This is a genomic window from Agrobacterium sp. M50-1, from assembly GCF_049843495.1.
In the GTDB taxonomy this organism is placed as follows: Bacteria; Pseudomonadota; Alphaproteobacteria; order Rhizobiales; family Rhizobiaceae; genus Agrobacterium; species Agrobacterium radiobacter.
Genome location: NZ_JBBHZH010000001.1, coordinates 671048 through 691111 on the forward strand (window position 1 = coordinate 671048; position 20064 = coordinate 691111).

A 20064-nucleotide genomic window follows, 5' to 3' on the forward strand; every position below is an offset into this window, starting at 1 on the left:
TCATCTCTCGCTCTTCCTCGCCACTTCAGGCATATCGCCCGTCTTTTTTCCGCAGCGGCATTGTTTTTGACCCCGTTCATGATCGCGGCGCCCGCGCATGCGGATTTTCGCGTGTGCAACAGCACGCAGAACCTCGTGGGGGTCGCAATCGGCTACCGGGCACAGGAGGGCTGGGTCAGCGAAGGCTGGTGGCAGGTCCCCTCTTCGACCTGCGCGACGCTGATCGAAGGTGAGCTGCAGTCACGTTATTATTATCTCTATGCCGAAGATGCCGCCCATGGCGGCCGCTGGACCGGTGACGTCAACATGTGCGTGGCGGAGAACGAGTTCAAGATCAACGGCGTGGACGATTGTTTTGCCCGCAGCTTCCAGAGAATGGGTTTCAAGGAATATGACACGGGCAGACAGGGCAGCTGGATGGTCCAGCTTTCCGATACGCCAGGCACACAGGGAAATCAAAACTGATGAAGCGTAACCGCAAAGTCAAAATTCTTGCAACTCTCGGCCCGGCCTCTTCCGAAGAGGCGATGATCGAGAAGCTGCATCTTGCTGGCGCCGATCTTTTCCGGATCAACATGAGCCATGCGAGCCACGACGTGATGCGGACGCTCATTCAGCGCATCCGCTCCGTCGAGAGCCGTACCGGTCGTCCCATCGGCATTCTGGCCGACCTGCAGGGTCCCAAGCTGCGCGTCGGAAAATTCGCCGAGACGAAGGTCGATCTGGTTCCGGGCCAGACCTTCACGCTTGATAACAACGACACCCCCGGCGACAACACCCGTGTTTTCCTGCCGCACCCTGAAATTCTTGAAGCGGTCAAGCCCGGCCACCGCCTGCTGATCGATGACGGCAAGCTGCATCTGCGCGCTGAAAAGAGCGACGGCAACAGCATCGTCACGACAGTCATTTCCGGCACCCGCATTTCCGACCGCAAGGGCATCAGCCTGCCGGATACGCTGCTCGGCGTCGGCGTTCTGACCGACAAGGACCGCGTCGACCTCGATGCAGTCCTCGAAACCGGTGAAGTCGACTGGGTGGCGCTTTCCTTCGTCCAGCGTCCGGAAGACCTGGCGGAAGTGCGCAAGATCGCACGCGGCCGCGTCGGCCTGATGTCCAAGATCGAAAAGCCGCAGGCTGTCGAGCGCATCGAGGAAATCATCGAGCTTTCCGACGCGCTGATGGTTGCCCGCGGCGACCTGGGTGTCGAAATGCCGCTGGAAGCCGTTCCCGGCATCCAGAAGCAGTTGACCCGCGCCTGCCGCCGCGCCGGCAAGCCGGTCGTGGTCGCCACACAGATGCTGGAATCGATGATCACCGCGCCTGTACCGACACGCGCCGAAGTCTCCGACGTCGCGACCGCCGTCTTCGAAGGCGCTGATGCCATCATGCTGTCGGCTGAATCCGCCTCCGGCGACTACCCGGTCGAAGCGGTTTCCACCATGGCCTCCATCGCCAGCACGGTGGAGCAAGACCCCTATTATTCCAATATCATCTATGCGCAGCGCGCCCAGCCGGAACCGACCGGCGCCGACGCCATTTCGCTTGCCGCCCGCCAGATCGCCGAAACGCTGAAGCTTGCGGCAATCGTCACCTATACGTCCTCGGGCACGACCGGCCTGCGCGCCGCGCGCGAACGGCCGCAGGTGCCGATCATTGCGCTGTCGCCGATCATCCAGACCGCACGCCGCCTGTCGGTCGTCTGGGGTCTGCACTGCGTCGTCACCGGCGATGCCAGCGACCTCGACGACATGGTGAACCGCGCTTGTCGCATCGTGGTTTCCGAAGGTTTCGGCAAGCCGGGCGATCGTATCATCATCTCCGCAGGTGTGCCGCTCGGCACCCCCGGCGCGACAAACATGGTGCGCATCGCCTATATTGGCTCGGACGGCCAGAGCGGCGTCTGACGCCTCGCAACATACAGCATGAAAAAACCCGCCGTCGCCGGCGGGTTTTTTATTGGCCTTTCGGCCATCTGATAGAACTGGCTCAGTGCATCTTCACCGGCGTGCTGAAGCGGCTGGATTCGATGGCCACGGCGCCCGGCTTGAAGCTCGCCGAAGTGGCGGAAGCCGACATGTCGTTGCTGAGCATGCGGTTGGCGACAACACGCGGTGCCTTTACGGAGCGTCCGGTCGCGCCCTTGTTCTGGTTGAGCGCCCAGTCCGAAATAAGGTCCTGCGTCAGGCGTCCACCACCCACCATGGCCTGCTGGGAAACGGCGGCATCCTGCCTGCTTGGACGCGAACCCTTGGTCGGCATGCCGGCGCTGAGGCCGCCATTGATGGCGGGCTTCAGGTCAAAAGCATCACCGAAGCCAGCCTGCGGTTCGGCCTTGGCCGTTTCGGCGGGTGCGACGGTAACCTTGTGGTTGACGGCAGCCGGGAATGGTGCGGCTGTCGGCATGGCAGCCGACTGGACCTGCGACCGGGCAGCCTGACCGCTCTGTTCAAGAGCCGCAACCACCGTCGGCGAAAGCGTATCCTGTTGCGCCTCGGCGAGATCGTCCTCACCTTCCGAATCGGCATTTGCAGCCGCGAGCAGGGCTTCCGCCACGGCCGGACGGTTGGCCGGAACCGGAACGGAAGCGAGTTCGCCGGTCGCAGCCGGTGTCGCACCATCGGCGGAAGCCGTCAGGATAGACCCTTCCGCATCACCCTTCATGCCACGCGGGCCGAGAAGTGTGGGTACGGGCACGGAAACCTCAGCGAGATCAGCAAATTGCTGGCGCTCGGCCGGAGCTGACGTCGGCGTCGGCGTGGTCGCGGCCTGCAGTGCGTCCTGCGCGGCATTACGGGCCGGAGAATAAAGCGCTGTTGCAAGGCCGGTATTGGCAGGCGGCTGGTTGCCGAATGCGGGACGAGCCGTCGGCAGCGGCGCATCATTCACGCCGGGAAGTGCCTGTGCCGAAGCAACTGCAATGGTGGGTTCAGGCTCGGGAGCTGCCTGCTGCGGAGCCGCCGGGCGAGCAACAGCCGGGCGTTCTGCGGGCTCCGGCGCTGCGATGCTATCGGGATCTTCATCCTCGTCGCCACCGCCAAAGAGGGCCTGCAACAGGGTCTTGCGTTTGCCGCCGCCGGAAGAGGCAGGGCCGGCACCGGCACTGGAAGCAACCTGAACGGAGGAGGAGTTGACGCGCTTCTTGTAATCGGCGAGCGCCTGTTCATAACCGGGAAGCGGCTTGCCGTCGGACGGAAGATGCAGCGTATTGCCGTTCGGGAAGATGCGGACGAGTTCCTGGCGGCTCATACGCGGCCAGGCGCGAACACCGCCGACATCCATGTGCACGAAGGGAGATCCCGAGGTCGGATAGAAGCCAACACCGCCGATCTGCATCTGCATACCAATTTCACGAAGGCGGGCAAGCTTCACACCGGGGATATAAAAATCCATGGCCTTGCCGAGCATATGCTGGCTTTTTTCGGCGACGCCTTTGGTGCGCGTCCGCAAGAGACCGTTGGTCTCCGGCGAGCGGAAGGCCGAAACGACGTTGATGTAATCAGTCGCGCCACTGCGGCGATAAACTTCCCAGACGAGATCGAAAAGGCGCGGGTCCATGCGTGTCGGCTGGTTGCGACGCCAGTCGCGCAGGAACCGGTTCAGCTCCTGCAGGCCCTTCTGGTCATATTTCCCATTGCGCTTGAAGGTGATGACCGCCTTCTCGCGTGTATGGATATAATACAGTTTGAGGCTACGCGTCTCGGCGGCGGCTTCCGTCGCCGAAACACCTACGAAGGGCATTGCGGCGAGCATCAGGCAGGCAAAGGTGACAGCGCGCGCCGACAGCTTCGTGCATATATCCTTGATCAAGCCGCGCGCGATCCTAGTCGAAAGCGCGTTATTCCGATGCAGATATGGCAATTCGATCCCCGCCTGGAAGACAATTTCTGTCACATTGCCTCAAATGAACGTCAAATACGGTGACACGATGGCAAAATTGCCACACACATACAACCTTCCTCTACATAGTGAATCAGCCACTAACAAGAGGTTTATAGACGGTAAGCGGATATCCTTGCTCAGAAGTTAACGAATTTGCGATCTGCCTTCGAATACGCGGTCGCTGCCTTCAGGCTGCATCTCGAAGGGGATCGTCGGGATCGATGCCATAATCCTTCAGCTTGCGATAAAGCGTCGAGCGGCCAATGCCGAGCTTTCTGGCGACCTGGCTCATCTGCCCGCGATAAAAGCGCAGGGCGAAACGGATGAGTTCTTCCTCGATTTCCGCCAGTTTGCGGATATTGCCCGACTCATCCATGCTGGAGATCAGATTTCCGCCGCGGTAGATGGTGGTGGAAATATCCGACGGCTCCTCGATGACGGCATGGCTTTCGGCAGCCGCCGGCGGGGGCGGTGAATAGGCCGCAAGCTTCAGCGACGCCCCTGAAGGCGCGCGGATGAGATCATCCGCATCATCGCCGGTCGCAAATTCCGGCAGCTGCAGCGCGATCTGCGGAAAATCGGAATCTGACAGTTCCTCACCCTGCGACAGCACCACGGCGCGGAAAACGGCGTTCTCAAGCTGGCGGATATTGCCCGGCCAGTCATAGGCGGTCAGCAGCGCCAGCGCGCTGGCGTTGAGGCCGACGGGATTGGGCAATTTCTGTTCCGCCGAAAAGCGCTCGGCGAAAACCCGTGCGAGATGCGGGATGTCTTCCTTGCGGCGACGCAGTGCCGGAATGGTGATCGGAAAGACGTTGAGGCGATAATAAAGGTCCTCGCGGAAGCGGCCTTCCTTAACCTCCTCGATGAGGTTCTTGTTGGTAGCGGAAATCAGCCGCACATTCACCTTCTGCACCCGTGCGGAGCCGACGGTTTCGATTTCGCCCTGCTGGACCGCGCGGAGCAGCTTTACCTGTACGTCCAGCGGCAGGTCGCCGATTTCATCGAGGAACAGCGTGCCGCCATCCGCCTCCATGAATTTGCCGACATGTTTTTCCGTAGCACCCGTGAAGGCTCCCTTTTCATGGCCGAAGAGGATGCTCTCCACCAGATTATGGGGAATGGCGCCGCAATTGACAGTGATGAAGGGCTTGTTCGTCCTGTCGCCGGCCGACTGGATGGCCCGGGCGACCATTTCCTTGCCCACGCCGGATTCACCTTCAAGCACCACGGGAATGCTGGACTGGGCGGCGCGCTGCGCGAGTTCAATGACCCTCAGCATTGCCGGGCTTGCGGAAACGATATCGGTAAAATTCACTGCATTGCTCCGTCCGCGCCTTCCCGTGCGGGCTTTTGCCTCTCTCCTGTCGAGCTTGAGCGCATTGGAGATGGCGGCGCCGATCCTTTCCGGCGAGACCGGCTTCACAACGAAATCGAAGGCGCCGGCGCGCATGGCCTGCACGACGGTATCGATGCCGCCCTGTCCCGTCTGGACAATGACGGGAACGTCTGTGCCGAGTTCGCCGACGGCCTTCAGAAAGCTAAGCCCGTCCATTTCCGGCATCATCAGATCAAGGACGACGACATTGATCTCGCCGCTATATTGCTTGAGCAATTCCAGCCCCGCTTTGCCGTTTTCGGCAAGCAAGGCGAGATGCCCATAACGTTCCACCGCATTTTTGAGCAGGCGGCGCTGGACGGGATCATCGTCTATCACGAGAACATGCGCGGTCATTTTTAGCTCCGGTTTCCGGTTTATGGACCTGCTTCATGCGGTCCCTTATTCCGCACTCTGGCATGGGAGACTTGAACATCCAGTTTTGAGAATTGCTTGCATTTTATCCATTGCCGCGGGAAACAAGGTCCCCATATGCTTCGCACGCATAATCAGAAGGACATGTTGGATGACCCTCAACCGCGCTACCCCGCAACCCGTCTTCTCCCTTGCCGAAACCTCCGGCCCAGCGCTTGGCGATCTGCCCGGCTGGAAGCTCTCGGATCTCTATCCGTCGGGGGATTCACCGGAATATAAGGGTGATCTCGAGAAGGCGGCGTCGATGGCGGCTGCTTTCGAGGGTAAGTGGAAGGGAAAGCTCGAAGCCGCCGCGAAGGCCACGGGAGAAAACGGCATCGGCACCGCGCTGAAGGAATATGAGGCGCTGGACGATCTCATCGGCCGCATCGGCTCCTTTGCCGGTCTCACTTATTTCTCCGATACGTCGAACCCGGCAAACGGCAAGCTTTACGGCGATGCCCAGGCGAAACTGACGGATATTTCCGCGCATCTCCTGTTTTTCACACTTGAACTCAACCGCATCGATGACGCCACGATGGACGCCTGCATGGCCAATGATGCCGCGGCGGGCCACTACCGCCCATGGCTCGTGGATTTGCGCAAGGACAAGCCGCACCAGCTCGACGACCAGCTGGAGCAGCTGTTCCTCGAAAAATCCATGACCAGCGCGGCAGCCTTCAACCGCCTCTTCGATGAGACGATGGCCGATCTGCGTTTCGACATTGACGGCGCAAGCCTTCCACTGGAAGTGACGCTCAACATGCTGCAGGAGCCGGAGCCGGAAACCCGAAAGAAAGCGGCGGAAGCGCTGAGCGCCACTTTCAAGGACAATCTGCGGGTTTTCACCCTCATCACCAACACGCTTGCCAAGGACAAGGATATTTCCGACCGCTGGCGCAAGTTCGAGGATATTGCCGATAGCCGCCATCTGGCGAACCGCGTCGAGCGCGAGGTGGTCGACGCCTTGGCGGCAGCAGTCAAAAAGGCCTATCCGCGTCTTTCGCATCGTTATTACGCCATGAAGGCGAAATGGCTTGGCATGGAGCAGATGAATTATTGGGACCGCAATGCGCCGCTTCCTGATACGTCGAACACGATCATCCCCTGGGATGAGGCCAAGGATACCGTGCTTTCCGCCTATGGCAATTTTGCCCCAGAGATGGCCGATATTGCCCGCCGTTTCTTCGATGAAGAGTGGATCGACGCGCCGGCCCGCCCCGGCAAGGCGCCGGGCGCATTCGCGCATCCGACCGTGCCCTCGGCCCATCCTTATGTGCTCGTCAACTATCTCGGCAAACCGCGTGACGTGATGACGCTTGCCCATGAGCTTGGTCATGGCGTTCATCAGGTTCTGGCCGGCGAACAGGGCGCCTTGATGTGCGCCACGCCGCTGACGCTTGCCGAGACAGCCTCCGTTTTCGGGGAAATGCTGACCTTCCGCAAGCTGCTTGACGACACCAAGGACATCAGGGAACGCAAGGCCATGCTCGCCCGCAAGGTCGAGGATATGATCAATACGGTCGTGCGCCAGATCGCTTTCTACGAATTCGAGCGAAAGCTGCACACCGCCCGCAAACAGGGAGAGCTGACCTCCGAACAGATCGGCGAATTGTGGCTTTCCGTTCAGGCCGAGAGTCTCGGTCCGGCGATCCGGATTTCCGAGGGCTATGAGACCTGGTGGACCTATATCCCCCATTTCATCCATTCGCCCTTCTACGTATATGCCTATGCCTTCGGCGATTGCCTGGTGAACTCGCTTTATGCGGTTTACCAGAAGGCCGAGACCGGCTTTCAGGAGAAATATTTCGAGCTTCTGAAGGCAGGCGGCACCAAGCACCATTCGGAGCTTCTCAAACCATTCGGCCTCGATGCGACCGATCCGTCCTTCTGGGACAAGGGACTTTCAATGATCGAAGGACTGATTGACGAACTGGAAGCGCTGGATAACAAACAGGCTTAATCTCTTCCGCCGGCAGGGCTATCCTATTTCGGACAAGCTTTGCCGGTTGATATTGCCGGCAGAAGACACCGGTAGACAAATCAGGCGACGAACACAGGCTATGAAACGCAAACCCGCCGATCTGACCTTGAGGGAAACCCTGCGCTGGGAGCCGCAGACCGGCTTTCAGCGCATCGACCAGCATATGCGCCGATTGCTGCGCTCCGCCGACGCACTCGGCTTTCGCGCACCGGTCAATGCGGTGCAGCTGCTGGAAAAGAAGGTGAGCGGTGAAAAGCCGCTCTGCGTCAGGCTGGTGATGAACTACAAGGGCGAACTCGATATCGAAACCGCCGATTTCCAGCCCTTGCAGCGGGATGCGGTCTGGCGGGTTCGCATCGCCCGGCAGACCAGGCTCGATTCCTCCGACACCTTCTATCGCCACAAGTCCTCCCGCAGGGAGCCCTATGACGCCGCCCGAGCCGAATTTTCAACTGACGAGGCAGATGAGGTGCTGCTGCTCAACGAGCGCGGTGAATTATGCGAGGGCTCCTCGACCAGCATTTTCGTCGAAATGCCGGATGGGCAATTGCTGACGCCGCCACTCGACAGCGGCATTCTGCCGGGTGTGCTGCGCGCCGATCTGATCCGCGAACGCAGGGCGCGCGGACAGGCGCTGAAACCGGAGGACATTACCGGCCGGAAGCTGTTCGTCGGGAATTCGCTGCACGGGCTGATTGCGGCGGAGCTTGTTTAAACCGTCACCGCCAGAAGCCGGTCCCGCCCTTTCTCCTTGGCCGCATAAAGGGCCTGATCGGCACGCAGGAAAACATCGTCGGCGCTCTCCGCCGCCTGGTAGACGGTCATGCCCGCCGAGCAGCTATAGGAAAAATCCGGGAATTCGGAAAGCGGTCTGGAAAGGCGCACTTTCTGCAGCAGCCGCTCAACGATCTCCTGGCCTTCGGCAACCGAACTACGCGGCAAAATGAGCATGAATTCCTCACCGCCGATCCTGCCGAAACAATCCACCCGCCGGATGACGGAGTGGGCGATGGTGACAAAATCGCGCAATACCGCATCACCGCATTTGTGACCGAAGCGATCGTTGATCTGCTTGAAAAAATCGATGTCCAGCGTGCAGAGGCAAAAGGGCGCCTCACGCCCCTTGGCGACCTGCTCCACCTGCAGAGCGAGCTTGGCGAAGACGAACCGGCGGTTTGCCGTTCCCGTCAATTCATCCGTCTGCGAGGCGCGCACCGCCAGATCCCTGTCCTGCCGCAGGGTTCTGTAACCCTGGCGAAGTTCGGTGACGTCGCTTGCGACGCACAGCATCCAGCCATCCTGCTGCACCGTCTCGGTCATCCAGAACCAGCGACCGTCATAGAGGTCCATCTCAAAGGCGCGATAGGGCAGCTTGCCGCGCCGGGACTGCGCCGAGAGCAGCCATCCCTCGAAATCATTGTTGCGGATGACGACACCGGTGCGCAGCCGGTGGTTCAGCCGCATGATATCCGCCCAGGTTGGCAAATCACCGTCGGCAAGCTGAAAGCTTTCCCGAAACGACGGATTGGCATGGCGCAACCGGTCCTCGGAATCGTAAAGGGCGATAAGAACGGGGGTGGCACTTTGAAGCGCTGCGACACGCTCTAAAAGATCATTCAACAGGCAACTCCCCTGTGATGGCGAAAAACTCCCCTGCCGTCATCCGGTCAGAGCGCCCCCAAGCCTCTGGACGTGCAAACGAAAAGGAGAATTTAATTATAAACGCACTCTCTAAAATGCGAAGAGGCAGAAATGGTGGAAACAATGCGTTCGCCCGTCTCGCCGTCATTATCGTCATATGTCCGTCATCCACCTGCCCTTTATTGTGGCACGCTTTTATGATCTAGCTTACTTATTGGCTGAAAAAGGAAAATTGACGAATGACGGACGCAAACCACCCGATTTACGGCGATATTGACGGCCCCATCATCATGATCGGCTTCGGCTCCATCGGGCGCGGTACTCTTCCGTTGATCGAACGTCATTTCAATTTCGACAGGACCCGGCTCGTCGTCATCGACCCGCGCGAAGATATAGCCGCCTTTCTGGCTGAGAGAAACATTCGCCACGTCCAGACACATCTGACCAAGGAGAACTATAAGGAAGTTCTCAAGCCGCTTCTCAAAGGCGTGCAGGGCCAGGGCTTCTGTGTCAATCTTTCGGTTGATGCCGCCTCCGTCGACCTGATGCGGATCTGTCGCAAGCACGGCATGCTTTACATCGACACCGTGGTGGAACCGTGGCCCGGTTTTTATTTCGATGCCGATGCCGACAATGCGGCCAGAACCAATTATTCGCTGCGCGAAACCATGCTGAAGGAAAGAGCGCGCAGGCCCGGCGGCACGACCGCGGTTTCCACCTGCGGCGCCAATCCCGGCATGGTGTCCTGGTTCGTGAAGCAGGCGCTCGTCAATCTCGCCAAGGATACCGGCCTCGACATCGAGGAACCGCAATCACATGACCGGGAAGGCTGGGCGAAGCTGATGAAGCAGCTTGGCGTCAAGGGCGTGCATGTGGCCGAGCGCGATACCCAGCGGGCGAAAGAGCCGAAGCCTTTCGGGGCTTTCTGGAACACATGGTCCGTGGAAGGTTTTATCGCCGAAGGTTTCCAGCCCGCCGAACTCGGCTGGGGAACGCATGAAAACTGGATGCCGAAAAACGCGAAAAAGCAGAAAAAGGGAAGCAAGTCGGCGATCTATCTCGATCAGCCCGGCGCCAATACACGGGTGCGCACCTGGTGCCCGGGGCTCGGACCGCAATATGGGTTTCTCGTCACCCACAATGAGGCGATTTCGATTTCGGACTATTTCACCGTCCGCAACGATGACGGCGATGTGACCTATCGGCCCACCTGTCACTATGCCTATCACCCGTGCAACGACGCCATTCTGTCGCTGCATGAGCTGTTCGGCAATGGCGGCAACCCCCAGCCGATCCAGCATGTGCTCGGTGAAGACGAGCTTGTCGACGGCGCCGACGAACTGGGTGTTCTGCTCTATGGTCATGACAAGAACGCCTATTGGTATGGTTCGCGTCTCACCCTGCAGGAGACGCGCTCGCTCGCCCCCAGCCAGAATGCCACCGGATTGCAGGTCAGTTCTGCAGTATTGGCCGGCATGGTCTGGGCGATTGAAAATCCGCAGGCCGGCATCGTTGAAGCGGACGAGGTGGATTACCGCCGCTGCCTCGAGGTGCAACGCCCCTATCTCGGGCCCGTCGAAGGACATTATACCGACTGGACGCCGCTCGATGGCCGCCCGGGACTGTTCCCCGACAATATCGACACGTCCGATCCCTGGCAGTTCCGCAACATCCTCGTACGCTGAGGGGGCAGAGTCTCATATTTGCCACGCCGGGGCTTTCCTGAACGACGTCAGGAACCGGGGAGAGCGAACAACGTTGCCTTGAAATAAAGAACGCTTCACGGCATGGTCGAAGCATAAAAGGTTTCATCGAATCGCAGGAGAACAGGCTCATGAACTTCAAGACAAGCGCTGCTTTGCTTTCAGCCGCCATCGCGGTGTCTTCATGCGTCGCGCCGGGCCCCTCCCAGCAGACCTCGATGGCGCCTTCGCTTTCCCGCGGCCCGGCCGTTGACGGCCGCTGGATCGACCGCAACGGCATCGTATCCACGTTCCAGAACGGCGCCTTCTCCACGCGTTCGACAGACACCAACACGCTGCTGGCCTCCGGCACCTACGTGACGATTTCGCCGACGCTTTACGAAATCAACATGACGTCGTTGGTGCGCAACACGCAGTCGCGCGTCAACTGCGCCCTCGTCTCCCCGTCACAATTGAACTGCACGACCGACACAAACAGCCAGTTCTCGCTGACGCGACAAGGCTGATAATCTAGTCTTTTCAGTGATATGACTTTCTGAAACGCACGCCTTCGGCGTGCGTTTTTCTTTATTGCCCACCTGTCATAATTTCGCTTGCGGCGGCTGCCGCTAAATGGAAACATCCGGTTTTCGAAAGACTGACATGTTTTCGGAATAAAGAATGAGCTCGGTCGGAGAATGATCAGCCGGCCTGGACTTCCGCTTTGAACAGGAGAGAGGGACCATGAAGAAAATTTTGGGACTGGGCATGCTGAGCGTTTCGGCAATAACGCTTTCAGCTGGAGCGGCTCTGGCCGATTATGAGCTCAACATTCTTCACATCAACGATTTTCACTCCCGTATCGAATCGATCAACAAATTCGACTCGACCTGCTCGGCGGAAGAAGAAGGCAAGAACGAATGCTTCGGCGGCGCCGCGCGCCTGCTGACCGCAATCAACCAGACCCGTGATGCGCTGAAGGCGGAAGGGAAAAATGTCCTGCTGCTGAATGCCGGCGACAATTTCCAGGGATCGCTGTTCTACACCACCTATAAAGGCACGGTGGAAGCGGAAGTGCTCAACGCCATGAAGTTCGACGCCATGACCGTCGGCAATCATGAATTCGACGATAGCGAAGACGGCCTTGCCGGCTTCCTCGACAAGGTGCAGTTCCCGGTCGTGACCGCCAATGTGGTAGCCACCGCCGCCTCGAAAATCGGCGACCGCGTCAAGCCGTCCATCGTGCTCGAAGTCGGCGGACAGAAAATCGGCATCGTCGGCGCCGTCGCCAACGACACGGCGGAACTGGCAACGCCCGGTCCCAATATCACCATCGCCGAAGATGTCGCGAAAATCAGCGAACAGGTGCAGAAGCTGAAGCAGGACGGCGTCAACAAGATCATCGCGCTGACCCATGTCGGCTATCCACGCGATCTCGAATTCATCGCCAAAATTCCTGACGTCGACGTCGTGGTTGGCGGCCATACCCACACGCTGCTGTCCAACACCGACCAGAAGGCCGAAGGCCCTTATCCGACGCTCGTCGACAATCCCGGCGGTTACAAGGTTCCGGTCGTGCAGGCCGGGCAGTACAGCAAATATCTCGGCGACCTCAAAGTGGTCTTCGATGACAGCGGCGTCGTGAAGGAAAGCAAGGGCGACCCGATCCTCGTCGATTCCTCGTTCAAACCCGATGAAGCCACGCTGAAGCGCATCGACGAGCTGAAGGCGCCGATCGAAGCCCTGAAAGCAAAGGTCGTCGGCACTTCGGAAGGCCCGATTGAGGGCGACCGCAAGGTTTGCCGCGTGAAGGAATGCTCCATGGGCAATCTGGTGGCCGATGCGACGCTGGCCCGCGTCAAAGATCAGGGTGTCACCATCGCTTTTGCAAACAGCGGCGGCCTGCGTTCCTCCATTGATGGCGGCGATGTCTCCATGGGTGAAGTGCTGACGGTTCTGCCGTTCCAGAACACCGTTGCAACCTTCCAGCTCAAGGGCGAAGATATTCGTGCCGCCCTCGAAAACGGCGTCAGCCAGATTGACGACGGCGCGGGCCGCTTCATGCAGGTTTCCGGCATGAAATATTCCTTCGACCGTTCCAAGCCGGCCGGCAGCCGTATCGTTTCGGTCGACGTCAAGGAAGGCGACGCCTTCGTGCCTCTCGATCCCGCCAAGACCTATATCGTGGCGGCCAATAATTACGTGCGCACCGGCGGTGATGGCTTCAAGGTTTTCGCGACCAAGGCGATCAATGCCTATGACTTCGGCCCCAACCTCGAAGAGGCAGTTGCGGCCTATATCACCGCCAACAGCCCCTATAAGCCCTATACCGACGGCCGTATCAGTGAAGTGACGCCTGCCGGTTATGTTGCTCCGGCAAAGCCTGCGGCACCAGCGCCAGCCGCAACCACGCCTGCCCCAGCTGCTGCTCCGGCACCTGCGGCGCCTGCTGCCACAGCACCGGCTGCAACCACGCCGGCATCCCCGGCACCTGCTGCGGCCGCTGCCGCCGTCAGCAAATACGTCGTCGAAAAGGGCGACTCGCTCTGGAAGATCGCAGCGGAGAAATATGGCGACGGCGCTCTCTGGCACAGAATTGCCAAGGCAAACACGCTGAAGCAGCCGAACCACATTGAAATTGGCGAGGAGCTGGAACTGCCGGCCCAATAAGCCGGGCGGGAACGAACAGGGCAATTTGCCGCAGACACAGAGCCGGCCCCGGACATCGGGACCGGCTTCTTGTTTTCTGTTTAAAAACAAGGCGCTAAGGATAAAGATTTGCCAAGGGACAGCCTTCGCCTCCCCTCACCCCGGAAATTGCCGCCGCCGATGGTTCAATCCTGAAGAATTTCGTCTAGAACACGGTGAACAAAATGACGACCCGAGCGTATAGCTCGGGCATTCCGGCCAAACCTCATCGGTTTGCGTTCGGGCAGATAAACAGAAGATGGAGCGTTTCTGGCCTTTATCCGAGGCGGGCCGCTCCTCGTACAACCAGTCCGAGTTTCAGGGTATCATTCATGGCGACAGAACTATCCCCACTCCCCGCAAACCATCCCCTTGTAACTTTTGGCAAGGTGGGCGTCCTGCTCGTCAATCTGGGTACGCCCGACGGCACGGACTATTGGCCGATGCGCCGTTATCTGGCGGAGTTTCTGAGCGACAAGCGCGTAATCGAATGGTCGCGCCTTTACTGGTATCCCATTCTTTACGGTATCGTCCTCAACAAGCGCCCGCAGAAGGTCGGCAAGGCCTATGAGGAAATCTGGAACCACGAACGCAATGAAAGCTACCTGCGCACTTATACACGCAGCCAGGGCGAGTTGATGGCGGCAGCGTTGAAAGATCTGCCTAATGTCGTGGTCGACTGGGGCATGCGTTACGGTCAGCCCTCAATCGCCTCGAAGATCGACGCGCTGAAGGAACAGGGCTGCGAAAAAATCCTGCTTTTCCCGCTTTATCCGCAATATGCCGCATCGACCACCGCAACCGTGAACGACAAGGCTTTCGAGCATCTGATGAAGCTGCGCTGGCAGCCCGCCATTCGCACCGTGCCGCCCTATCATGACGACCCCGCCTATATCGAGGCGCTCGCGGCCTCCGTCAGAAACCATCTGGCGACGCTGGACTGGGAGCCGGAAATGCTCATCACCTCGTTCCACGGCATTCCGCAATCCTATTTCAAAAAAGGCGACCCCTATTATTGTCATTGCCAGAAAACCGCGCGTCTGTTGCGGGAAGCGCTGGGCCGGACCGAAAAGAACTTCATGATCACCTTCCAGTCGCGTTTCGGGCCGGAAGAATGGCTGCAGCCCTATACCGACAAAACAGTGGAAAAACTGGCTTCCGAGGGAGTGAAGCGCATCGCCGTCATGAATCCCGGCTTCGTTTCGGATTGTCTTGAAACACTGGAAGAAATTGCCGGTGAAGCCGGTGAGATATTCCTGCATAATGGCGGTGAGAAATTCACCCATATTCCGTGTCTCAACGACAGCGTCGAGGGCATGAATGTTCTCGAAACGGTTGTAAGACGGGAGTTGCAAGGCTGGGTGTAATATTGCCATAAGGTTGTTGGGATAAATCCCCGATAGTTCCGATTTGGAGGGAAAGTGATGATTGCATTGGGCGGTTTCGACATCGTCGTCATAGCGGCGGTTGTTCTGGTTATTCTGGTGCTGCTTGCCGGCATCAAGACCGTGCCGCAGGGGCATCGTTACACCGTTGAGCGGTTCGGGCGTTATACCCGCACGCTCGAACCGGGCCTGAACCTCATCGTGCCGTTCTTCGAAAGAATCGGTTCGAAAATGAATGTGATGGAGCAGGTGCTCCACATACCGACGCAGGAAGTCATTACCCGCGACAATGCGAGTGTTTCTGCCGATGCCGTCACCTTCTATCAGGTGTTGAACGCCGCACAGGCGGCTTACCAGATCGCCAACCTTGAAATGGCGATCGAAAACCTCACCATGACCAATATCCGCTCGGTGATGGGCTCGATGGACCTCGACGAGCTGCTGTCGAACCGCGACGCCATCAATGACCGCCTGCTGCGCGTTGTCGATGAGGCGGTAGGGCCCTGGGGCATCAAGGTCACCCGTATCGAAATCAAGGATATCGCGCCGCCGAAGGACCTCGTCGATTCCATGGCGCGGCAGATGAAGGCGGAGCGCGAAAAGCGCGCGCAGGTGCTGGAAGCCGAAGGCGCCCGCAACGCCCAGATCCTTCGCGCGGAAGGCGCCAAACAATCCGCCATTCTGGAGGCGGAAGGTCAGCGCGAAGCGGCGTTCCGCGATGCCGAAGCACGCGAACGTCTGGCCGAGGCCGAAGCCAACGCCACCCGCATGGTGTCGGAAGCCATTGCTTCCGGCAACGTCCACGCCATCAACTATTTCGTCGCCCAGAAATACACCGAAGCGCTTGCCGAAATCGGCACGGCCAAGAATTCCAAGATCGTGCTGATGCCGATGGAAGCCTCGGCACTGATCGGCTCCCTCGGCGGCATCGGCACGATTGCGCGGGAGGTCTTCGGTGACAAGGGCGATGCACCGAGCGCACCCGCCGCCCCCACGTCATCCCGCTCCGTGCCGCCGACCCGGTCTTCCGGCCAAAGCATCAATGTTACCATCCCGGGTAATCCCTTCGGCTCTTCATCGGAGAAGTGACGATGCTGCAACGGCTTGCCACTGAGCTGGGACCCTGGAGCTGGTGGATCGTCGGCTTCGTGCTGCTCGCCGCAGAACTCATCGCGCCCGGCGTCTTCCTGATCTGGATCGGCATCGCAGCGCTGGTCATCGGCGTCTTTTCGCTGTTCTTATGGGATGCCGCAATCTGGGCCTGGCAATTGCAGCTGGTGCTGTTTGCCACGCTCTCCGTCGTCTTCGCCCTGCTCGGCCGTAAATATTTCGGCCGAAACCGCGGGGCAAGCGACGAGCCCTTCCTTAATCAGCGGGAGGCAAGCCTTGTCGGCCGCACTGCGACCCTTCAGGAGCCGATTGTGGAAGGACGTGGCCGGATCAGGCTGGACGATACATGGTGGCCGGTAAACTGCGAAGACCTGCCGGCCGGAACCCGTGTCAGGATCGCTTCTGCGCGCGGACGCACGCTGACAGTCGAGCCGATAGACCGATAGGTTTCAGGATCAGCTTCTCAAAATCGGCGAGGCTTCAAGCCACCCCGATCCTCAAGAGATCGTGGAAATGCACCAACCCGATCGGTCGATTGTCGTCATCAATGACAATCAGCGCGCCGATATGGAATTTTTCCAGCGTCGCCAGTGCGCTGGTCGCAAGCACCGATTTTTTGACGGTCTTCGGCGAGCGGGTCATGATATCGTCGACCGTCATTTCGGCGAGGTTGCGCGACAGGTTACGCGCCATATCACCCTCGGTGACGATGCCGCACAGACGGCCATCCTCATCCAGAATGCCAACACAGCCGAAATGCTTGCGCGAGAGAACACCAACCGCTTCCGGCATGGCCGTTCCCTTATTGACCAGCGGCACGCGATCACCGGTATGCATGATATCGCTGACCAGCGTCAGGCTCGCCCCCAGCTTGCCGCCGGGATGAAATACCTTGAAATCGCCCGCCGTGAAATTGCGCGCCTCGAGAAGCGCGACGGCAAGGGCATCGCCCAGCGCCAGCTGCATCAATGTGGAGGTCGTCGGCGCAAGTCCGAGCGGGCAGGCTTCCTGCTCATTGGGAACCAGCAGCACGATATCTGAAGCCTGGGCCAGCGATGAATTTTCCGAGCAGGTGAGCGCGATCAGCGGAATGGAAAAACGGCGCGAATAATTGATGATGCTGCGCAATTCCGCGCTTTCGCCGCCTTTGGAGATCGCCAGCACCACGTCATCGCCGCCGATCATGCCGAGATCGCCATGGTTGGCTTCCGCCGCATGCACAAAAAAGGCGGGCGTGCCGGTGGAGGCAAAGGTAGCGGCAAGCTTTGCGCCTATGTGGCCGCTTTTACCGACCCCGGTGATGATGAGGCGGCCGTTCGACTGGCCGATGGTCTCTATCGCCTTGCAGAAGGGCTCGGAAAGACCGTTCTGGAGAGCGTCTTCAAGGGCGGCAAGGCCAGCCCGTTCCATCGAAATCGTCCGCACGGCGGATTCGATGGCATTGTCTTCGACCAGTTTGACGGCGCGCGTAATCATGGCCGACTGTTACTCTTTCAGCCGGAATAAGTCCACTCTTCAGCCGTCAAGCACCGAGTTTTAGTAGATCCCACCCGAAAATGTTCGGCGGCTTCGGTATGACGGCATGTCGTCAATGACGCCGGTCCGGCGGAGAAATCTCCTCGATTGTTCCCAGCCGCTTGAAAGGGATGTTTTCTTCATCGACCAGATAGCGCCCGAGCGTCCTTACCCATGAGACCGAGCCGTCGCTACGGCGCACGGCATATTCCTGATCATAAAAACTCGCAGCCTTCAGGGTGACCAATGCCGTTTCGATCACACGATTTCGATGATCCAGATCCACTTTTTCGAGCATCTGAAAAATGCTGATACCCTGCATCGCCTGTCTTAGTGGAATCCCGAAGAGATCAGCACATACTTCATCTAAATAGAAACGGTCATTGGTAATATCCCAGCAATAAAAACCGACCTGCTTGATGTTCAAAACGGGATTCATGAAACGACGCTGTCACACAAAATAAATTCAATACGACTTGGTGGGCAATAGAAGATCAACCCTGTTAGATCATAGGGCGATTCCGTGCCAAATTGAAACGTTTTAATCTTCTCATATTAGAATTTTTTTGCATTTATGACTATTTTTCTCCAGTCATCGGAGCGGACGAAATCGAGCTGCCTGATCCGGTGATGGGTGCTCCCGCTTTTCCGCCACCTGCCAAAACGCTGAAATCCCGGCGATCTTTATCAACTGTTAACCATAAAAAACTATTGTTAAAGCGATGTTAAAACTTGCGTCGCCTGTCTGGTCCCTGGTTTCTTCATGTCATTTCATCGGCCTGTCACTCATCGGGTCCGAGGAGATGCCCTGGCGGGCCTTCGATCCGGCATCGGCCAAACTCGCCGGGTGAAAAGGAATGAATGTGAAGGGCACCGCCACACGTCTGCCGACGTCGCGGAAAGCAGCAACCCTGCTGCTCGCCTGCACGATTTTTTGCCCGCAGGGAAGCGCTTTCGCGCAGACTGCAACGACGGCCACGCCCGTATTGCCGGCCGCCGCTTCTGCCGGAGACGGAACAACTTTACCCCCGCCGGCGACGAATGGAGGAGTGAGCACAGGCACGGTTCAGGCCACAGCCACGCCAGCGCCCGCACCACAACTCTGGCGTCCGTCCAACAATCCCGGCGACCCGATCTACGAACAGCAGGACGACGCGGGCCAACCCTATGCCGACGCCGAAAACCCCTATGAGCCGACGATGGACGGCGGCGAAAATCCACGGATAGCGACACAGCCCGGACAGACGCCCGGCATCCGGCTCGGTACATTCCTGCTACGGCCTTCGATCAGCCAGACGATCAATACGGAAAAACAAACGAATACCGGTGGCCCTTCCAGACGCAACTATCTGACGACGGGTATACGCGGCACGCTCACCAGCGACTGGTCCCGCCACGCATTGACGGTGACAGGTGACGGCGCCTGGGAAAGAAACTTCGGCAGCGACAAGGATGGCGAAGAGCCCCGGGCAAGGATAGAGGCCGACCTGCGTCTTGATCTCGGCGAAGAAACGACAGCCAATCTCAAGGCGGGTTACGAATTCAGCCGCGAGGACACGACGGACCCCAACGCTCTGACCGGCGCTGCCGTACAGGGCGGCGAACACCGCTTCACCACGGGCGCGTCGATAGAGCGGGACTTCGGCAAGCTGCGTGGTCTGGCAGCGCTCGATCTCTCGCGCACGGTCTATACCGATGCAAAGGGCACAGACGGACGACCGATCAGCCTCAGCGACCGCGACCAGAATGGCGCCAACCTGCGCGGACGCATCGGCTACGAATTGTCGCCGGCGCTCATCCCCTTCCTCGAGCTGAATGCGGGGACGACCAAATATGACAGGCGTCTCGACAATTCGGGCTATGCCCGTTCCTCCAACTCCTACGGGGCAAAGGTCGGCGCGGAAGTCGATCTTGGCGAGAAGACACGCGGCGAGGCCGCCATCGGTTATCTGCGCAAGCAATATGATGACGATCGCCTCGCCTCGATCGGTGCATTGACACTGGATGGCGAACTCAACTGGTCGCCCCAGCGTGGCACGAATGTCAACCTCGGCCTGCGCACGACGATAGAGGACTTTGCCGGCGGGCCGCAGGGTGGCTGGATTTCTTACAGGCTGGATGCCGGCCTGACCCACGAATTGCGCAGCAACCTCGTCGCCCGCCTGACGGGACAGATCGTGCACCGCACATTCCCCTCTTCCGACATCGAAAATGCCGTGGAATATACCGCAGGCGCCGGCCTGACCTGGGGTCTCAACCGCTATCTCGACCTGACAGCCGACGTCAGCTACCAGTGGACGCCGGTTTATGACAGCAGCGAACTGCGCGTCGGCGCGGGACTTGTCCTGAAGCGATAACAGCCACAAACGAAAATCCCGGCGCGAAGGC

At 59.1% G+C, this 20064-nt stretch carries 16 protein-coding genes; 11 read left to right on the plus strand and 5 right to left on the minus strand.

Annotated elements, in window-relative coordinates; genetic code table 11:
* The first annotated feature begins 78 nt into the window (after nucleotides 1-78).
* Nucleotides 79-465: a DUF1036 domain-containing protein gene (locus WDZ78_RS03095; RefSeq protein WP_020012242.1), complete on the plus strand. Its 387-nt coding sequence runs from the start codon at nucleotides 79-81 to the stop codon at nucleotides 463-465.
* Entirely contained in the window at nucleotides 465-1904 is a 1440-nt protein-coding gene (gene pyk, locus WDZ78_RS03100; RefSeq protein WP_425672283.1) for a pyruvate kinase, read from the plus strand. The genes WDZ78_RS03095 and pyk overlap by 1 nt, the downstream gene beginning before the upstream one ends.
* Before the next feature lie 82 nt (nucleotides 1905-1986).
* On the opposite strand, the gene WDZ78_RS03105 is transcribed toward pyk, so the two are convergent.
* Entirely contained in the window at nucleotides 1987-3891 is a 1905-nt protein-coding gene (locus WDZ78_RS03105) for a DUF882 domain-containing protein (protein WP_425672284.1), read from the minus strand.
* A 175-nt stretch (nucleotides 3892-4066) separates the two neighbouring features.
* Nucleotides 4067-5614: a sigma-54-dependent transcriptional regulator gene (locus WDZ78_RS03110; RefSeq protein WP_425672285.1), complete on the minus strand. Its 1548-nt coding sequence runs from the start codon at nucleotides 5612-5614 to the stop codon at nucleotides 4067-4069.
* A gap of 169 nt (nucleotides 5615-5783) precedes the next feature.
* Between WDZ78_RS03110 and WDZ78_RS03115 the strand changes: the two genes are divergently transcribed.
* Nucleotides 5784-7634, plus strand: a complete 1851-nt coding sequence (locus WDZ78_RS03115) for a M3 family oligoendopeptidase (RefSeq protein WP_425672286.1) — start codon at nucleotides 5784-5786, stop codon at nucleotides 7632-7634.
* Between the two features lie 100 nt (nucleotides 7635-7734).
* Nucleotides 7735-8370, plus strand: a complete 636-nt coding sequence (locus WDZ78_RS03120) for an aminotransferase class IV family protein (RefSeq protein WP_425672287.1) — start codon at nucleotides 7735-7737, stop codon at nucleotides 8368-8370.
* On the opposite strand, the gene WDZ78_RS03125 is transcribed toward WDZ78_RS03120, so the two are convergent.
* Nucleotides 8367-9275, minus strand: a complete 909-nt coding sequence (locus WDZ78_RS03125) for a sensor domain-containing diguanylate cyclase (RefSeq protein ID WP_020012247.1) — start codon at nucleotides 9273-9275, stop codon at nucleotides 8367-8369. The two genes, WDZ78_RS03120 and WDZ78_RS03125, sit on opposite strands and share 4 nt — an antisense overlap.
* Nucleotides 9276-9535: 260 nt before the next feature.
* On the opposite strand from WDZ78_RS03125, the gene WDZ78_RS03130 reads away from it, so the two are divergent.
* The 6 genes from WDZ78_RS03130 to WDZ78_RS03155 all read left to right on the plus strand — a co-directional run bounded on the left by WDZ78_RS03130 (nucleotide 9536) and on the right by WDZ78_RS03155 (nucleotide 16607).
* Nucleotides 9536-10981: a homospermidine synthase gene (locus tag WDZ78_RS03130; protein ID WP_425672288.1), complete on the plus strand. Its 1446-nt coding sequence runs from the start codon at nucleotides 9536-9538 to the stop codon at nucleotides 10979-10981.
* 149 nt (nucleotides 10982-11130) lie between these two features.
* Entirely contained in the window at nucleotides 11131-11505 is a 375-nt protein-coding gene (omp10, locus tag WDZ78_RS03135; protein WP_003506132.1) for an outer membrane lipoprotein Omp10, read from the plus strand.
* A gap of 217 nt (nucleotides 11506-11722) precedes the next feature.
* Nucleotides 11723-13648, plus strand: coding sequence for a 5'-nucleotidase C-terminal domain-containing protein (locus WDZ78_RS03140; protein WP_020012249.1), 1926 nt, complete (start codon nucleotides 11723-11725; stop codon nucleotides 13646-13648).
* 350 nt (nucleotides 13649-13998) lie between these two features.
* Nucleotides 13999-15033: a ferrochelatase gene (gene hemH / locus WDZ78_RS03145; protein WP_026364048.1), complete on the plus strand. Its 1035-nt coding sequence runs from the start codon at nucleotides 13999-14001 to the stop codon at nucleotides 15031-15033.
* A gap of 57 nt (nucleotides 15034-15090) precedes the next feature.
* Nucleotides 15091-16140, plus strand: coding sequence for an SPFH domain-containing protein (locus tag WDZ78_RS03150; RefSeq protein ID WP_425672394.1), 1050 nt, complete (start codon nucleotides 15091-15093; stop codon nucleotides 16138-16140).
* A gap of 2 nt (nucleotides 16141-16142) precedes the next feature.
* On the plus strand, nucleotides 16143-16607 hold the full coding sequence (locus WDZ78_RS03155) for an NfeD family protein (protein ID WP_425672289.1): 465 nt from the start codon (nucleotides 16143-16145) through the stop codon (nucleotides 16605-16607).
* Nucleotides 16608-16641: 34 nt separating this feature from the next.
* Here the strand turns inward: WDZ78_RS03155 and WDZ78_RS03160 are convergent, their stop codons facing one another.
* On the minus strand, nucleotides 16642-17637 hold the full coding sequence (locus WDZ78_RS03160; protein ID WP_003506123.1) for a KpsF/GutQ family sugar-phosphate isomerase: 996 nt from the start codon (nucleotides 17635-17637) through the stop codon (nucleotides 16642-16644).
* A 112-nt stretch (nucleotides 17638-17749) separates the two neighbouring features.
* Nucleotides 17750-18115, minus strand: coding sequence for a PAS domain-containing protein (locus WDZ78_RS03165; protein ID WP_020012253.1), 366 nt, complete (start codon nucleotides 18113-18115; stop codon nucleotides 17750-17752).
* A 418-nt stretch (nucleotides 18116-18533) separates the two neighbouring features.
* Between WDZ78_RS03165 and uppP the strand changes: the two genes are divergently transcribed.
* A complete protein-coding gene (gene uppP, locus WDZ78_RS03170; RefSeq protein ID WP_425672290.1) occupies nucleotides 18534-20033 on the plus strand; it encodes a polysaccharide biosynthesis protein UppP in 1500 nt (499 codons plus the stop codon).
* The last annotated feature ends 31 nt before the right edge of the window (nucleotides 20034-20064 follow it).

What these genes read in the sequence shown, in the direction of transcription:
- WDZ78_RS03095 (WP_020012242.1), top strand. Translation starts at nt 79, where the DNA reads ATGATCGCGGCGCCCGCGCATGCGGATTTTCGCGTGTGCAACAGCACG.
- pyk (WP_425672283.1), top strand. Translation starts at nt 465, where the DNA reads ATGAAGCGTAACCGCAAAGTCAAAATTCTTGCAACTCTCGGCCCGGCC.
- WDZ78_RS03110 (WP_425672285.1), bottom strand. Translation starts at nt 5,614, where the DNA reads ATGACCGCGCATGTTCTCGTGATAGACGATGATCCCGTCCAGCGCCGC.
- WDZ78_RS03115 (WP_425672286.1), top strand. Translation starts at nt 5,784, where the DNA reads ATGACCCTCAACCGCGCTACCCCGCAACCCGTCTTCTCCCTTGCCGAA.
- WDZ78_RS03120 (WP_425672287.1), top strand. Translation starts at nt 7,735, where the DNA reads ATGAAACGCAAACCCGCCGATCTGACCTTGAGGGAAACCCTGCGCTGG.
- WDZ78_RS03130 (WP_425672288.1), top strand. Translation starts at nt 9,536, where the DNA reads ATGACGGACGCAAACCACCCGATTTACGGCGATATTGACGGCCCCATC.
- omp10 (WP_003506132.1), top strand. Translation starts at nt 11,131, where the DNA reads ATGAACTTCAAGACAAGCGCTGCTTTGCTTTCAGCCGCCATCGCGGTG.
- WDZ78_RS03140 (WP_020012249.1), top strand. Translation starts at nt 11,723, where the DNA reads ATGAAGAAAATTTTGGGACTGGGCATGCTGAGCGTTTCGGCAATAACG.
- hemH (WP_026364048.1), top strand. Translation starts at nt 13,999, where the DNA reads ATGGCGACAGAACTATCCCCACTCCCCGCAAACCATCCCCTTGTAACT.
- WDZ78_RS03150 (WP_425672394.1), top strand. Translation starts at nt 15,091, where the DNA reads ATGATTGCATTGGGCGGTTTCGACATCGTCGTCATAGCGGCGGTTGTT.
- WDZ78_RS03155 (WP_425672289.1), top strand. Translation starts at nt 16,143, where the DNA reads ATGCTGCAACGGCTTGCCACTGAGCTGGGACCCTGGAGCTGGTGGATC.
- WDZ78_RS03160 (WP_003506123.1), bottom strand. Translation starts at nt 17,637, where the DNA reads ATGATTACGCGCGCCGTCAAACTGGTCGAAGACAATGCCATCGAATCC.
- WDZ78_RS03165 (WP_020012253.1), bottom strand. Translation starts at nt 18,115, where the DNA reads ATGAATCCCGTTTTGAACATCAAGCAGGTCGGTTTTTATTGCTGGGAT.
- uppP (WP_425672290.1), top strand. Translation starts at nt 18,534, where the DNA reads ATGAATGTGAAGGGCACCGCCACACGTCTGCCGACGTCGCGGAAAGCA.